The organism is Microbacterium sp. NPDC090007 (genome assembly GCF_044748345.1).
Classification (GTDB): Bacteria; Actinomycetota; Actinomycetes; order Actinomycetales; family Microbacteriaceae; genus Microbacterium.
In genome coordinates, this window is the sequence record NZ_JBIVFV010000003.1 from 184651 (window position 1) to 199187 (window position 14537).

At 72.1% G+C, this 14537-nt stretch carries 13 protein-coding genes; 2 read left to right on the forward strand and 11 right to left on the reverse strand.

All coding sequences use genetic code 11. The annotated features are described in order from the left end of the window. Positions 1-248: 248 nt before the first annotated feature. The 11 genes from ACIPVB_RS12090 to ACIPVB_RS12140 all read right to left on the reverse strand — a co-directional run bounded on the left by ACIPVB_RS12090 (position 249) and on the right by ACIPVB_RS12140 (position 12364). Positions 249-803: a GNAT family N-acetyltransferase gene (locus tag ACIPVB_RS12090; RefSeq protein WP_400369205.1), complete on the reverse strand. Its 555-nt coding sequence runs from the start codon at positions 801-803 to the stop codon at positions 249-251. Between the two features lie 13 nt (positions 804-816). Beyond that, positions 817-1893: a 3-dehydroquinate synthase gene (gene aroB / locus ACIPVB_RS12095; RefSeq protein ID WP_400369206.1), complete on the reverse strand. Its 1077-nt coding sequence runs from the start codon at positions 1891-1893 to the stop codon at positions 817-819. Then, complete coding sequence (locus ACIPVB_RS12100; protein WP_400369452.1) at positions 1890-2378, reverse strand: shikimate kinase; 489 nt, start codon at positions 2376-2378, stop codon at positions 1890-1892. The genes aroB and ACIPVB_RS12100 overlap by 4 nt, the downstream gene beginning before the upstream one ends. 94 nt (positions 2379-2472) lie before the next feature. Beyond that, positions 2473-3699 (reverse strand): chorismate synthase, encoded by a 1227-nt coding sequence (gene aroC, locus ACIPVB_RS12105; protein WP_400369207.1) that lies wholly within the window; start codon positions 3697-3699, stop codon positions 2473-2475. Between the two features lie 4 nt (positions 3700-3703). Then, the gene (locus tag ACIPVB_RS12110; protein ID WP_400369208.1) at positions 3704-4540 is read right to left on the reverse strand and encodes a shikimate dehydrogenase family protein; all 837 of its coding nucleotides are present in this window, start codon (positions 4538-4540) and stop codon (positions 3704-3706) included. Next, the gene (gene mltG, locus ACIPVB_RS12115; RefSeq protein ID WP_400369210.1) at positions 4534-5904 is read right to left on the reverse strand and encodes an endolytic transglycosylase MltG; all 1371 of its coding nucleotides are present in this window, start codon (positions 5902-5904) and stop codon (positions 4534-4536) included. Before mltG ends, ACIPVB_RS12110 begins: the two co-directional genes overlap by 7 nt. Before the next feature lie 502 nt (positions 5905-6406). Next, the gene (ruvX, locus tag ACIPVB_RS12120) at positions 6407-6880 is read right to left on the reverse strand and encodes a Holliday junction resolvase RuvX (protein ID WP_400369211.1); all 474 of its coding nucleotides are present in this window, start codon (positions 6878-6880) and stop codon (positions 6407-6409) included. Further along, the gene (gene alaS / locus ACIPVB_RS12125) at positions 6877-9546 is read right to left on the reverse strand and encodes an alanine--tRNA ligase (protein WP_400369212.1); all 2670 of its coding nucleotides are present in this window, start codon (positions 9544-9546) and stop codon (positions 6877-6879) included. The genes ruvX and alaS overlap by 4 nt, the downstream gene beginning before the upstream one ends. Before the next feature lie 66 nt (positions 9547-9612). Further along, positions 9613-9915 (reverse strand): ATPase, encoded by a 303-nt coding sequence (locus ACIPVB_RS12130; RefSeq protein ID WP_400369213.1) that lies wholly within the window; start codon positions 9913-9915, stop codon positions 9613-9615. Between the two features lie 234 nt (positions 9916-10149). Beyond that, positions 10150-10779, reverse strand: a complete 630-nt coding sequence (rpsD, locus tag ACIPVB_RS12135) for a 30S ribosomal protein S4 (RefSeq protein WP_056231683.1) — start codon at positions 10777-10779, stop codon at positions 10150-10152. 187 nt (positions 10780-10966) lie between these two features. Beyond that, positions 10967-12364: a replication-associated recombination protein A gene (locus ACIPVB_RS12140; protein ID WP_400369215.1), complete on the reverse strand. Its 1398-nt coding sequence runs from the start codon at positions 12362-12364 to the stop codon at positions 10967-10969. A gap of 74 nt (positions 12365-12438) precedes the next feature. On the opposite strand from ACIPVB_RS12140, the gene ACIPVB_RS12145 reads away from it, so the two are divergent. Both ACIPVB_RS12145 and ACIPVB_RS12150 read left to right on the forward strand, forming a co-directional pair. Further along, a complete protein-coding gene (locus ACIPVB_RS12145) occupies positions 12439-12738 on the forward strand; it encodes a dioxygenase (protein ID WP_400369216.1) in 300 nt (99 codons plus the stop codon). A 105-nt stretch (positions 12739-12843) separates the two neighbouring features. Next, entirely contained in the window at positions 12844-14529 is a 1686-nt protein-coding gene (locus ACIPVB_RS12150) for a DUF349 domain-containing protein (protein WP_400369218.1), read from the forward strand. Positions 14530-14537: the final 8 nt, after the last annotated feature.

A 14537-nucleotide genomic window follows, 5' to 3' on the forward strand; every position in this document is an offset into this window, starting at 1 on the left:
GCCGGGTCACGGCATCAGAGTGCGCCCGCTTCTGCCCGCGGGCACGACTGCGGGCGGTGATGGCCGCGGGCGGCGAAGATGCGGGCGTGCGGGTGGGTGGCAGGGGTGTCGGGGCGGTCGTGAAACTCGCCGATGCACGCAGAACTCGGATGACGGCGCGGAGATCGTCCGAGTCCGGCGCAATGGTCCGAGCTTCGGCGCCGTGCCGGGGTGCCGGGCACGGGTGCGGAACGAACCCCCGTTCCGCGTCAGAGCGTGCGCAGCGAACGGCTCATCGCGAGCTCCGGCCCGATCGGACCGGTGAATTCCTCGCCGGTCGGGACGAACCCGGCGCGGCGGTACGCAGCTCGGGCTCGCGCGTTGTCGACGTGGACGTCCAGGGCGAGCACCTCGAAGCCCCGGTCGCGGGTCCAGCGGGCGGCGACGTCCAGCAGGGCGTCGATGGTCCCGGTGCCGCGCACGGCGGGGTCCACCCACACACCCACGACGTCCGCGCGCGCGTCGCTCAGCCGGCGCCCGGTGTGGTCGATGGCGCCCGCGCGGCGGACGAGCACGGTCACGGTGCCGACCCACGCGTCGCCGTGCTCGGCGACGAACATGGCCGCCGTGTCGCCGGTCGCGCCGCCCGCGGCTCGTTCGTCCCAGAATTCCGGGTCGCGATCGCGCTCCTGCTCGAATGAGGTGAGGAAGGCGATGGATGCCGCCGGGTCGCTCACCGCGCGAAGCCGCAGCTCGCGGACCCGGGCGCCCTCCCCCGCGCGCACGCGGCGCACGGTCACGTCCGAGGCACGATCCTCGCTCACGAGGCGCCCCGGATCACGCACCGACCTCCTGGTACGCCGCGAACAGCAGCGACTCATCCGGCGCCTGCAGAACGGTGGGACGCGCGAGGTCGTCCAGCACGATGAAGCGCAGCATGCTGCCGCGACTCTTCTTGTCGCGCTGCATCGTGGCTTTGAGCGTCTGGAACGCCCCCGCACGGTAGGTCGTGGGCAATCCGAGCGATTCCAGAACCGTGCGGTGCCGCTGGGCGACGTCGTCGGAGAGTCGTCCCGCGAGCCGCGACAGCTCGGCCGCGAAGACCATGCCGACCGAGATCGCCGCGCCGTGGCGCCAGCGATACCGCTCGGCGTGCTCGATCGCGTGGCCGAGCGTGTGGCCGTAGTTGAGCACCTCGCGAAGACCCGCCTCGCGCAGGTCCTCTCCGACGACGCGCGCCTTCATGTCGATCGCGAGTTCGACGCAGCGGCGGAACGCGTCGCCGCGCGGATCGACGATCCCGGTCGGGTCGGCTTCAATCAGATCGAGGATCTCGGGATGCCAGATGAAGCCGGCCTTGACCACCTCGGCGAAGCCCGCGGTCGCCTCGTTCTTCGACAGCGTGTCGAGCAGGTCGAGGTCGCACACCACGGCGACCGGCGGCCAGAAGGCCCCGACGAGGTTCTTGCCCTCGGCGGTGTTGATGCCGGTCTTGCCGCCGACAGCGGCATCCACCATTCCCAAGACCGTGGTGGGCACCTGCACGAGGGCGACCCCGCGCAGCCACGTGGCGGCGACGAACCCGGCGAGGTCGGTGACCGCTCCCCCACCGAAGCCGATGACGACATCGGTGCGGGTGAAGTCGGCCTGACCCATGACCTGCCAGCAGAAGGCCGCGACCTCGACGCGCTTACCCTGCTCGGCGTCGGGAATCTCGGCCAGCAGCACCTGTCGGTCGCCCATGAGCTGGGCACGCACAGCCTCGGCCTGCTTCGCGAGCGTCGGCGGGTGCACGACCAGCACTTTCTGCGCTGCGGCCGGGAGCTTCTCGCCCAGGGTGGCGAGCAGGCTGCGGCCGACGGTGATGTCGTAGCCGGGGTCGCCGGCGACGCTGATGGTGGTGGTGTCGCTCATGGTGTCTCCTCGACCTCGACGCTGTGCGCCCAGGTCACGATGTCGTCGACGACGCGGGACAGGGGTCCCGACGACGTGTCGAAGGCGATGTCGGCGGTCGCCTCGTAGAGGGGGCGCCGCTCTTCGTAGATACGCCGCCAGCGTTCGGCGGGGTCCTCCCCGCCCAGCAGAGGACGATCCTCGCCGTGGATCCGGGATGCCACGACGTTCGGCGCGACGGTCAACAGCACCACGTGGTGGGCGGCCAGGCGGTCGCGCGTCGACGGGTCGAGCACCGCTCCCCCGCCGAGGGCGACGACGCCGCCGCGGGCGAGCGCCTCGACGACGGCATCCCTCTCGAGAGCACGGAAGTGCGCTTCGCCGTGGGCGAGGAAGAGATCGCGGATCGGACCGTGATCGCGCACGACGATCTTGTCGGTGTCGCTGAACGACGCGCCCAGCGCGCGCGCCACACGGCGTCCGACGCTCGTCTTGCCCGCTCCCATCGGCCCGATGAGCACGATCGCGGCCCGCTCGGCTGCGCCGGCCCCGGGGTGCTCGGGAACAGCGTCGGGGGCGGCGGCGTCGCTCGGCACCCGCTCAGGCGAGGTCATGCGCGAGGAGCGCGGCGTCCGACGCGTCGGTCGACCGCAGCGTCGCGGGCAGGTTCGCGAGGTAGGTCTCGAGGTTGCGGCGCGTCTCGGCGACGTTGTCGCCGCCGAACTTCTCGAGCACGGCATCCGCGAGGGTGACCGCGACCATGGCCTCGGCGACGACACCGGATGCCGGAACCGCGCACACGTCGGAGCGCTGGTGATGCGCGGCGGCGGTGTCGCCCGTCGCGACGTCGACGGTGCGCAGCGCCTTCGGGATCGTCGCGATCGGCTTCATACCCGCGCGCACGCGCAGCACCGTCCCGGTCGACATCCCGCCCTCGGTCCCCCCGGCGCGGTCGGACGAGCGCGTGATGCCGTCGGCCGTGGCGAAGAGCTCGTCGTGCGCCTGCGAGCCGCGGCGGGTGGTGGTGAGGAAGCCGTCGCCGACCTCGACGCCCTTGATCGCCTGGATGCTCATGAGCGCCTGCGCGAGGCGGGCGTCGAGACGCCGGTCCCACTGCACGTGCGAGCCGAGCCCCGGCGGCAGACCGTACGCGAGCACCTCGACGATGCCGCCGAGCGTGTCGCCGGCCCTCTTGGCGTCGTCGACCTCGGCGACCATGGCGCCGCTCGTCTCGTCGTGGAAGCACCGCAGCGGGTCGGCGTCGAGGCGTTCGACGTCGTCGGGCGTGGGCAGCTGGGCGTCGTCGGGCACGCGGACCGGACCGATCGACAGGGTGTGGCTGACCAGACGGATGCCGAGTTCGTTCAGGAACGAACGCGCGATCGCGCCGAGGGCCACGCGAGCGGCGGTCTCGCGGGCCGACGCGCGCTCGAGGATCGGGCGGGCCTCGTCGAAGCCGTACTTCTGCATGCCGACCAGGTCGGCGTGTCCGGGGCGGGGCCGGGTGAGCGCGGCGCCGCGTCCGCGGGAGCGGTCGGACAGCTCCACGGGCTCGGGGCTCATCACCTCGGTCCACTTGGGCCACTCGGTGTTCCCGATGCGCAGGGCGATGGGGCTGCCGATCGTGTAGCCGTGCACGATGCCGGTCGACAGGGTCAGTTCGTCCTCTTCGAACTTCATGCGCGAACCGCGACCGTAACCGAGTCGACGGCGCGCGAGTTCGGCGCGGATCTGGGCCGAAGAGACGGGGACGCCGGCCGGCATCCCCTCCATGAGGGCGATCAGTTCGGGGCCGTGGGACTCGCCGGCGGTGAGGACGCGAAGCATGGACCTAGTCTCCCATGAGCGCGGCGCGCATCGCGGCCAGGACCTCGGCCTCCCGTGCGAGCGGCGCCGAGGGTTCCTCGTTCACGAACACGCGCACCTGCAGCAGCGCCTGGTGCAGCAGCATCCGGAGCCCGTCGTGGGCGGCCACGCCCGCGTCCGCCCAGGCGACGGCGAGCGGGGTCGGCCATGCGCCGTACACGACGTCGACGAGCGGACCCGAAGCGGATGCCAGCATCCCGGCGGTCGCGCCCGGATCGGTCCCTCCGGGAAGGGCCGCGATCGTCGCGTCGACGGTGACGGGGTGGGGGGCGTCGAGCGGCGCCACCCGCACGTCCACGCCGAGGGCGGGTCCGAGAGCGGTGAGCGCGGCGGCGGCCTCGGGACGACGCGCGCGCACCTCGATCTCGCCCGCGCCCGCGCGCACCGCCGAGACGACGGCCGAGGTCGCCGTGGCGCCCGCACCCAGCACGCGTACGCGCGCGGGGCGGTGCACGCCGACCTCGTCGAGGGCGCGCGCGAGTCCGCCCACGTCAGTGTTGAAGCCGTGCGGACCGCCCTCCGTTAGAAGGTAGGTGTTGACCGCGCCGGTCAGTCGGGCGTCGTCGTCCACGGTCGCGGCGCGGGCGGCGGCGACGTGCTTGAGGGGCATCGTGAGCGACAGGCCGCGCCAGGCGGCATCCAGGCCTCGGATCTCGGCGGCGAACCGCGTGTCGTCAACCCGGCGCCGGTCGTACTCCCAGTCCAGGCCCAGGACGCCGTACGCCGCGGCGTGCAGCTGGGGCGACCGCGAGTGCGCGATCGGGTCGCCCCAGACGGCCAGGCGGGTGGAGCCGATCAGCATCCGCCGTCGGGGTTCTCGCGGCACCACGCCCGGAACTGCTCCACGGCCTTGAGCTGGTCCGCGTACGTGGTCGAGAACACCGTCTCGCCGGTGGCCAGGTTGACCGTCGTGAAGTAGTACCAGCTGCCCTCGACCGGTTTCATCGCCGCATCGATCGCGAGATCGCCGGGGTTGGCGATCGGACCGATGGGAAGGCCGGGGCGGATGTAGGTGTTCCACGGGTTGTCGCTGGTCAGCGCGTTCTCGGACGACGACGAGGATCCGGCATCCAGTTCTCCCGCGCCGTACTGCGCGGTGGAGTCCATCTGCAGCAGGCCGAACGTCTCGGAGTTGTCGGGTTGGAGGCGGTTCTCGATCACGCGCGAGACCCTGTAGAAGTCCTCGGAGCTGCGCGCCTCGCGCTCGATGATCGAGGCGATGATGAGGATGCGCTCACGATCGGCCTCGGGGACGCCGGCCGCGTCGAGCGACTGGACGGTGCGCTGCACCATGCGCTCGATCACCTGCTGCGCCGTGACGCCCTCGTCGAAGTCGTACGTCGCCGGGAAGATCCAGCCTTCGAGTGTCGAGGCCGGGACGCCGTACTGCGACGGGTCGGCCGTGGCGGCGTCGAGATCGGCGCGCGGGATGCCGATCTGCTCCGAGATGACGTCGAGCGACTGCTTCAGCGTCAGTCCCTCGCGCAGCTGGACGCTGTAGTTGAGCCGGTTCGCGGGGTCGCGCAGCGCCGCGAGCACGGCCTCCGACGTCATCTGCTGCTGAAGCTTGTACACACCGGGCTGGAAGGTGAAGCCCACGGCGTTGTCGACCATGTACTGGTAGAGCGAGTTGGAGGCCTTGGTGACGCCGGCTTCGAACAGCTTGGGCGACACCGAGGCTCCGGTGTCCCCCGAGACGATGGTGATGCGCGCCTCGCCCGTCGCCTGACCGGCCTCGTAGTCGAGGGGCTCGCTGTTGCCGAGGAACGCCTGGATCCGATCGCCGTAGGTGTTCCACAGGGCCAGACCGCCTCCCGCGATCCCGCCGACCAGCAGCAGGACGACGACGAGTGCGATCCACCCGCCGACCCGGCGGCGTCGCCGCGGCGCCGGGGTGACCGTCTGACCGATCTCGTGCGTCGTGGTCTGCCCGGTGAAGAGGTCTTCGAGGGAGCCGGATGCCGCGGCGCGCGGCGCGGACGAGGCGGCGGCTGCCGTCGCACCGACGCCGACAAGGGCGGGTTCGCGTTCGCGGGAAGGCTCGGGCTCGCGGGGCGCGGGGGCCGTGCGCGTGCCGCGGGCATCGGCGCCCGCGCGCCGCGGGCCGGGCCGATCGTCGCCGGCGTGGGCATCGCGGGCGGTGCGGGTCGTGTCGCGCGGCGGCACGCCTCCGTCGCTTCGGGCGGCGGCATGCGGGGCCGGAGCCGGAGCCGGTTGGTCGACGGCGCGCGATGCACGATCGGTGGGCGGCACGGCCTCGCGGGCGGCGGGGGCGTGTGCGGTGCGAGCGACGTCGGCGTCGGCGGGGCGTGGTGCCGGGGCTGCGGCGGGGATGGCGTCGGCGGGGCGCGGTGCCGGGGCCGCGGCGGGGCGCGCATTCTCGACAGCGCCGGGCCGCGCGGCGGCGGGTGCCGTCGGGGCGGCGTCAGGCTCGCGACGTGCGGCGTCGAAGCGCGCGGGTTGTTGCGCGGACGTGCTCGAGGCCGTATCGGCGGGCCCCGTCTCGCTCCGTCGGGCCTCACGCGCGGCGCGGCGCGACAGCGGTGCGGCTCCCTCGGTCGTGGAGTCGTCTGCCGGTCGTTCGGCGCGTGCACCGGTGCGAGGGTCAGGAAGGCGACCGTAGAGGTCGGCGAAGGGATCGCTCTCGGGGGGCTGGTTCTCGGGCATGTCAGGCGGGCTCCCGTCCCGGTGATACGGCGGGTCCGGCCGGCTCGCCGGACTGTCGCTCCACGTCGAGCGCCTGCTGCAGCAGGACCACAGCGGCGACTTGATCCACAATGCTACGAGAATCCCGCTGGGAACGTCCCGCCTGCCGGAGCACCCCGTGCGCCGACACGGTGCTCAGGCGCTCGTCCACGAGGCGTACCGGCATCGACAGCGCCGCCGCGAGGGCGGTCGCGAAGTCGCGCGCATCGACAGTCGAGGCGGTGTCCTCCCCGCGCAGGTTCAACGGCAGGCCGACGAGCACCTCGAACGCCTCGTACTCGGCCGCCAGCGCGGCGATCCGGCGCACCGGCTCACCCTTTCGCGCAACCGTCTCGACCGGGACGGCCAACAACCCGTCGGGATCGGAACGCGCCACACCCACGCGGGCGCGACCGACGTCGACGCCCAGGCGGATCCCGCGCCGGAACCCCGTCACGCGGTGGTCGCCCGCACGTCGGCGACGATGCCGTCCAGCGCCTGCGGCAGGGCCGCGGCATCCGTCCCCCCGCCCTGGGCGACGTCGGGGCGACCGCCGCCGCCACCGCCGAGGACACCGGCGGCGGCCTTGGCGAGGCTTCCCGCGGCGAGGCCGCGTTCGCGAGCGGCGTCGTTGGTGACGACGACGACCGTCGCACGCCCCCCGGTCACGGCGGCGAGGGCGACCACGGCCGCGTCGCTGCCGAGTCGATCGCGCACCTGCAGGGCGAGCGAGCGCAGGTCGTCGGCCGACGCGCCCTCGCCGAGGTTCTGCGCGACGACGCGGACGGTCCCCGCCGACACGGCCGACTCGACCAGCTGCGGCAGGCGCCCGGTGAGGGCTTGCGCCTCGAAAGAGGCGATCTTCTTCTCGGCGGCCTTGAGGCTGGCGGCGAGCTCGGCGATGCGGGTGGGCAGCTGCTCGCGCGGCGTCTTGAGCGACGTCGACAGCTGCGACACGATCGCGCGCTCCGCGGCCAGGTCGCGGAACGCGTCCAGACCGACGAGGGCCTCGACGCGGCGGTTGGACGCGCCGACCGATTGCTCGCCGACGAGGTTGACCAGGCCGATCTCGGCGCTGCGGGCGACGTGCGTTCCTCCGCAGAGTTCCCGCGACCACGGGCCGCCGATGTCGACCATGCGCACCGTGTCGCCGTACTTCTCACCGAACAGCGCCATGGCGCCGGCCGCCTTCGCCTCGTCCAGAGACATCACGCGCGTGGTGACCTCGAGGTTGTCGCGCACGGCGTTGTTGGCGATGTCCTCGATCTCGGTGCGGGTCTCGGGCGACAGCGCCGCGCCCCAGCTGAAATCGAAGCGCATGTACCCGGCGCGGTTGAGAGAGCCGGTCTGCGTGGCGGTCTTGCCCAGCGTGTCGCGGATCGCGGCGTGGACGAGGTGGGTGGCGGTGTGGGCCTGCTGCGCCGCGTGGCGGTTGAGCGCGTCGACGACCGTGGTCGCGGGCGCCCCCAGCGAGACCTCGCCGGTGGTGACCTCGACCGTGTGGCTGACCAGTCCCGGCACGGGGCGCTGGACGTCCAGCACCTCGAGTTCGTATCCGGGGCCGACGATCACCCCCTTGTCGGCGACCTGGCCACCCGACTCGGCGTACAGGGCGGTCTCGGCGAGGATCACCTCGGCGATCTGACCGGCCGAGGCGCGGTCGGCGCCCTGTCCGTCGACCAGGATGCCGAGCACCCGCGACTCGGTCTGCATCTCGGTGTAGCCGGTGAAGACCGTCTCGCCCTGCGCGCGGAACTCGCGGTACGCGCTCTGGTCGGCGATCGCGCCCTTGCGCGCGCGCGCGTCGGCCTTGGCGCGGGTGCGCTGCTCCTGCATGAGCGTGTCGAAGGCGGCGCGGTCGACGCTCAGGCCGGCCTCCTCGGCGATCTCGAGCGTGAGATCGATCGGGAAGCCGTAGGTGTCGTGCAGCAGGAACGCTTCGGAGCCGGAGAGGGTCGTGCCGCCGCCGTCCTTGGCCACGGAGACCGACTGGTCGAGGATCGCCGATCCGGCGGCGAGCGTGCGCAGGAACGTCTGCTCCTCGGCGATCGCGTAGGCCGAGAGGCGCGCGTAGTCGGCTTCGACCTCGGGGTAGGACTCCTTCATGGCATCGCGGGACGCCGCGAACAGCTCGGGGAAAGTGGCCCCGTCGACGCCGAGCAGGCGCATGGAGCGGATCGCGCGGCGCATGATGCGGCGCAGGATGTAGCCGCGGCCTTCGTTCGAGGGCGTGACGCCGTCGGCGAGCAGCATGAGCGAAGAGCGCACGTGATCGGCGACGATGCGCAGACGCACGTCATCTTCGTGGGATTCGGCTCCGTACGCCTTGCCCGCCAGCTTCGCCGCCAGGTCGAGCACGGGGCGTACCTGGTCGGTCTCGTACATGTTGTCGACGCCCTGCTTGATGAACGCGATGCGCTCCAGGCCCATGCCGGTGTCGATGTTCTTCGCGGGCAGTTCGCCGACGATGTCGAAGTCGTACTTCGAGCGCACGTTCGTGATCTCGTACTGCATGAACACGAGGTTCCAGATCTCGACATAGCGGTCGTCGTCGGTCGCCGGACCCCCGTCGATGCCGTAGGCGGGTCCACGGTCGAAGAAGATCTCCGAGCAGGGGCCCGCGGGGCCCGGCAGGCCGGTGGACCAGTAGTTGGTGTCTTTTCCGAGGCGCTGGATGCGCTCGTCGGGCAGCGTGCTGAGGCTCAACCAGAGGTCGCGCGCTTCGTCGTCCTCTTCGTAGACGGTGACCCACAGGTCTTTCGCATCGAAGCCGAGTCCACCGTCCGATTCGGGCGCGGTGAGCAGCTCCCACGCGAAACGGATGGCGTCCTCTTTGAAGTAGTCACCGAACGACCAGTTGCCGAGCATCTGGAAGAAGGTGCCGTGGCGCGGGGTCTTGCCGACCTCTTCGATGTCGTTGGTGCGGATGCACTTCTGCACGTCCGCGGCACGCGGGTACGGCGGCGGCACGACGCCGCTGAGGTACGGGATGAAGGGCACCATGCCCGCCACGGTGAACAGCAGGGCCGGGTCGTCGGTGACGAGCGAGGCCGAGGGGACGATCGTGTGGTTCTTCTTCTCGAAGAAGTCGAGGAAGCGCTGGGCGATCTCGGCGGTTTTCATGGCGGGTCTTTCCGTGCACGTGCGGCTCCACCCCCGGGCGGGGGCGGGATGCCGCAGGGAGGTCGATCAGGAGGAGAGGGTCTTCTTCGCGGCGGCCGCGGCATCGCCCATCGCGTCGGCCGCGTGCGAAACGGCGGCGGTGGTGTGGTCGGCGGTGGAGGCGGCGAGGCCCTTCGCGTCGTCGATCATGTCCGACAGGCGCGTCTCCTGGGCGTGGTACGCGTCGCTCATGCGGTCGGTGAACTCGCCGATTCGCGCATCGAGCTGGGCGAACAGCTCCTGGCCGCGGGGATCCTTGTTGACGAGGTGGGCGGCGATGAAACCGCCGGCGATCCCCAGTGCGAACCAGACGAGGCTTTTCACGGTCACCACTTCTTCCTCGATGAGACGCCGCGGTCGCGGCATCCCCCATCGTAGGCGAGGCCCCCCGTACCGCGCGCGTTGGCCGCGTGGGACACGGCTGGAGCTCCCGCCGGCGCCGGAGCCGGCTCAGCGTCCCGCCCGTCGCAGAGGGGAAGACCGACGGTGGGTGGACGGTTCTCGCGCCTCGCGCAAAGACGAAGGGCGCCGGGAGAACCCGGCGCCCTTCTGTGCTCGCTGAGGTCAGCGGGCGGCGTAGTACTCGACGACGAGCTGCACGTCACACGTGACGGGCACCTCGGCGCGCTTGGGGCGACGAACGAGCTTCGCCTGCAGCGTCGAGAGGTCGACCTCGAGGTAGCCCGGGACGGGGGGCAGCACTTCGGCGTGCCCACCGGCGGCGGCGACCTGGAAGGGCTCGAGACCCTCGCTCTTGGTCTTGACGTGGATGAGCTGGCCCGGCTTCACGCGGAACGACGGGCGGTCGACGAGCTGGCCGTCGACCATGATGTGGCGGTGCACGACGAGCTGGCGAGCCTGCGCGGTGGTGCGGGCGAAGCCCGAACGCACGACGAGGGCGTCCAGACGCATCTCGAGCAGCTCGACCAGGTTCTCACCGGTCAGGCCGTCGGTGCGGCGAGCCTCGTTGAACGCGATGCGCAGCTGCTTCTCGCGGATGCCGTACTGCTCGCGCAGACGCTGCTTCTCGCGGAGGCGGACGGCGTAGTCGCTGTCGGCCTTGCGCTTGGTGCGGCCGTGCTCGCCGGGAGCGTAGGGACGCTTCTCGAGGTAGCGGGCGGCCTTGGGGGTGAGCGCGACGCCGAGGGCGCGCGACAGACGCACCTTGCGGCGGTCCTGAGACTTCGTGGTCACGAAGTTCTCCTTCCGATGACGCGGCCGCGCCTTTCGCGGCTCGCGGGCGTATCGCCCCCTTCCGCCCGATCCGGAGCGCACGCCGGGGCGCACCGAACGGTGATCACAGGAAGGAGGGGATGCCCGAAAACCCTGTTTCGAGCCGGTTCATGCTATCAGAGCCGCCCGCAAGCATCCGGATGCCGTGTCAACGCCCGTCGAGGATGCGGCGAATCTTTTCCAGACGCGCCGAGACGTCGCGCTCGGCACCGTGGGACGTGGGCTCGTAGTAGCGACGCCCGACCAGTTCGTCGGGCAGGTATTGCTGCGCGACGATGCCGATCTCGCTGTCGTGGGCGTACATGTACCCCCGGCCGTGGCCGAGACGTCTGGCGCCCGGGTAGTGGGCGTCGCGCAGGTGCATCGGCACGCGGCCGAAGCCCCCGGCACGGACGTCGGCGATCGCGGCGTTGATGGCGTTGTACGCGGCGTTGGATTTCGCCGTCGTCGCGAGGTAGATCGTCGCCTCGGCGAGCGGGATGCGCCCCTCGGGCATGCCGATGAAGGCGACCGCGTCCGCGGCGGCAACGGCGATCTGCAGGGCCTGCGGGTCCGCCATGCCGATGTCCTCGGCGGCGGAGATGACCAGTCGCCGGGCGATGAAGCGGGGGTCCTCCCCCGCCTCGATCATTCGCGCGAGGTAATGGATCGCGGCATCCGCGTCGGATCCCCGCACGGATTTGATGAAGGCGCTGATGACGTCGTAGTGCTCGTCGCCCTGGCGGTCGTAGCGCAGCAGCGCGCGGTCGACGGCCTGGGAGATGTGCGCGGCCGTGATCACGGGGAGTTCGGCGGGGGATGCCGCGAGCTCGTCCTCGTCGTCCTCGTCGGGCGCCGCGTCCGCGACGGGGGTGGCCGAGCCCCCGTCGTCTCCGGCGACCGAGGCGGCGGCCTCGAGCGCCGTGAGAGCGCGTCGGGCGTCGCCCGAAGCCAGGCGGACGAGGGCGGCGCGGGCATCGTCGTCCAGCACCACGCGGCCGGCGAGACCGCGGGGATCGCTGACCGCGCGGTCGACCAGGGCGCCGAGGTCGTCGTCGCCGAGAGGGCGCAGCGTCAACAGCAGTGATCGCGACAGCAGTGGCGAGATCACCGAGAAAGAGGGGTTCTCGGTGGTCGCGGCGATGAGCACGACCCACCCGTTCTCGACCCCGGGCAGCAGGGCGTCTTGCTGCGCCTTCGTGAACCGGTGGATCTCGTCGAGGAAGAGGATGGTCGACTGCCCGTACAGGTCGCGCTGCGTCAGGGCCTCTTGCATGACCTCGCGGACGTCCTTGACCCCCGCGGTGATCGCCGACAACTCCACGAACCGGCGGCCGGAGGACCGCGCGATGGCCTGGGCGAGGGTCGTCTTGCCGGTGCCGGGGGGACCCCACAGGATCACCGACACCGCCGCGCCCGCCGCGGACGAGTCGGTCGTGGCCAGCGTGACGAGCGGAGAACCGGGCCGCAGCAGGTGCCCCTGTCCGGCGACCTCGTCGAGGCTGACCGGCCGCATGCGCACGGCGAGCGGCGTCTGGCCCTGGAAGAGCGCGGCGGAGGGGGTCACCGCTCCAGGCTAACCGGGGCCTGCGACGTCGGCTTTGTAGGATCGTCTCGCCCGGGTGGGCGGAGGAGGCCGAAGTGGCGACGCGAGGAACAGAACGACAGACCCGCGAGCAGCGCGAGCGCGCTCGCGCCTATCAGGCGCGTGTCGAGCTGCACGAGCGCCAGGGGCGCCGGCGGCGGCGCGACAACGTCGCCGGGCTCGGGGTCGGACTGCTCGTCGTCCTCGCGGCGATCGGCGTCCAGACCGCGTATTTCACGGTCGGACCCGGGATGCCGCAGCCCGCCCCCTCGTCGACGTCGACGCCCGAGGCACCCACGACCGCCCCTCCCGTGCCCCTGCCCTCGCCCCTGCCCGCGGAGACGACCGCGCCCTGACCACGGGGGCCTCGCGGGGCCGGAGCCTGTCTCGGCGGGGCCGCTCGTACTAGGCTCGAAGGGTCCTTCTCCCCCAGGCGGTCCTGCCGCGATGAGGTGCTATCCGTGTCTTCCGTTTCCCCTTCCGAGACCTCCGACCCGCGCGACGACATTCACGCCGCCGGAGTCGATCCCTCTGCCGAGGTCGCCGCCGACGAACAGGCCTTCGACGACGACGTCGCCGTCGAGCCCGTGGCCGGTGACGGCGATGCGACGACGGATGCCGTGTCCTCCGGCGACACCGAGATCGCCGTCGCGGCGACCGACGAGCAGACGCCGGCCGCTCCCGCAGAGGACGTTCCCGCAGAGCAGCCGTCCGCCGCGGCAACCGCCGGCGACGAGGCCTCGACCGAGGAGTCCGGCGCCGAGGAGTCCGGTACGGAGCACGCCGGCACCGAAGAGTCCGGCACGGAGCAGCCCGCCCCCGAGCAGGCCGCCCCCGAGCAGCCCGCCGCCCCCGTCGCGTCCCCGCGCCCCGGCGCCCGCATCCCGGGCCCGCCTCCGGGAAAGATCGCGTCGTCGACGACGACCGAGCCCTGGGGCCGCGTCGACGACGACGGTACCGTGTCGGTCCGCGAGGCCGACGGATGGCGCGTGGTGGGCCAGTACCCCGACGGGACCCCCGCCGAGGCCCTCGCGTACTTCCAGCGCAAGTTCTCGGACCTCGCCGGCGAGGTCACGCTCGTCGAGACCCGTCACCGCCGCGGCGGGGCGTCGGCATCCGATCTTCGTTCCACAGCCAAGGCGCTGCGCGCGAAGCTCGACGGGGCGGCCGCGGTGGGTGACCTCGCGGCGCTGATCGCCCGTGTCGACGCGCTCACGTCCGAGCTCGCCGAAGCGAGCGAGACCGAGGCGGCCGCGGCCAAGCAGGCCACCGAAGAGGCCGTGCGCGAGCGCACCGCGATCGTCGAAGAGGCCGAGGCTCTCGCCGCGCGCGACCCGCAGACGGTGCAGTGGAAGCAGATGACGGCCGACATGGCGGCCCTCTTCGATCGCTGGCAGGCACACCAGCAGAACGGTCCGCGACTGTCCAAGTCGACCGCTCAGCAGCTGTGGCGTCGTTTCCGCGACGCCCGCGGCACGGTCGACCGCCACCGGCGCGAGTTCTTCTCGTCCCTCGACGAGACCCACAAGGCCGCGCGTGAGACCAAGACTCGCCTGGTCGAGCGCGCCGAGGCCCTCGCCCCGCGCGGAGAGGACGGCATCGGCGCGTACCGCGACCTGCTCGACGCGTGGAAGGCGTCGGGCCGTGCCGGACGCAAGGTCGACGACGCGCTGTGGGCGCGCTTCAAGGCCGCCGGCGACGCCCTCTACGGCGCCCGTATCGAGCGCGAGTCGGCAGAGACCGAGGCGTCGAAAGAGAAGATCGAGCACAAGCGCGCCCTGCTCGAGCAGGCTGCGCCGATCGTCGACGAGAAGAACCTCGCCACGGCCCGGCAGAAGCTCACCGCGATCCAGCGCCAGTGGGACGAGATCGGTCGGATCTTCCCGCGTGACAAGGAGCGCGCCCTCGACGACGAGCTGCGCAAGGTCGAGCAGAGCGTGCGCACGCGCGAGGACGCCGACTGGAAGCGCAACGACCCCGAGCAGAAGGCCCGCGCGAACGACATGACGCGCCAGCTCACCGACGCGATCGACAAGCTCGAGGCCGAGTTGGCCGAGGCCGAGGCGCGGGGCGACGCCCGCGCCGCAAAGCAGGCGGCGGAAGCGCTCGAGGCGCGACGCACCTGGCTGCGCGCTCTCGGCGGCTGACCGGGGTT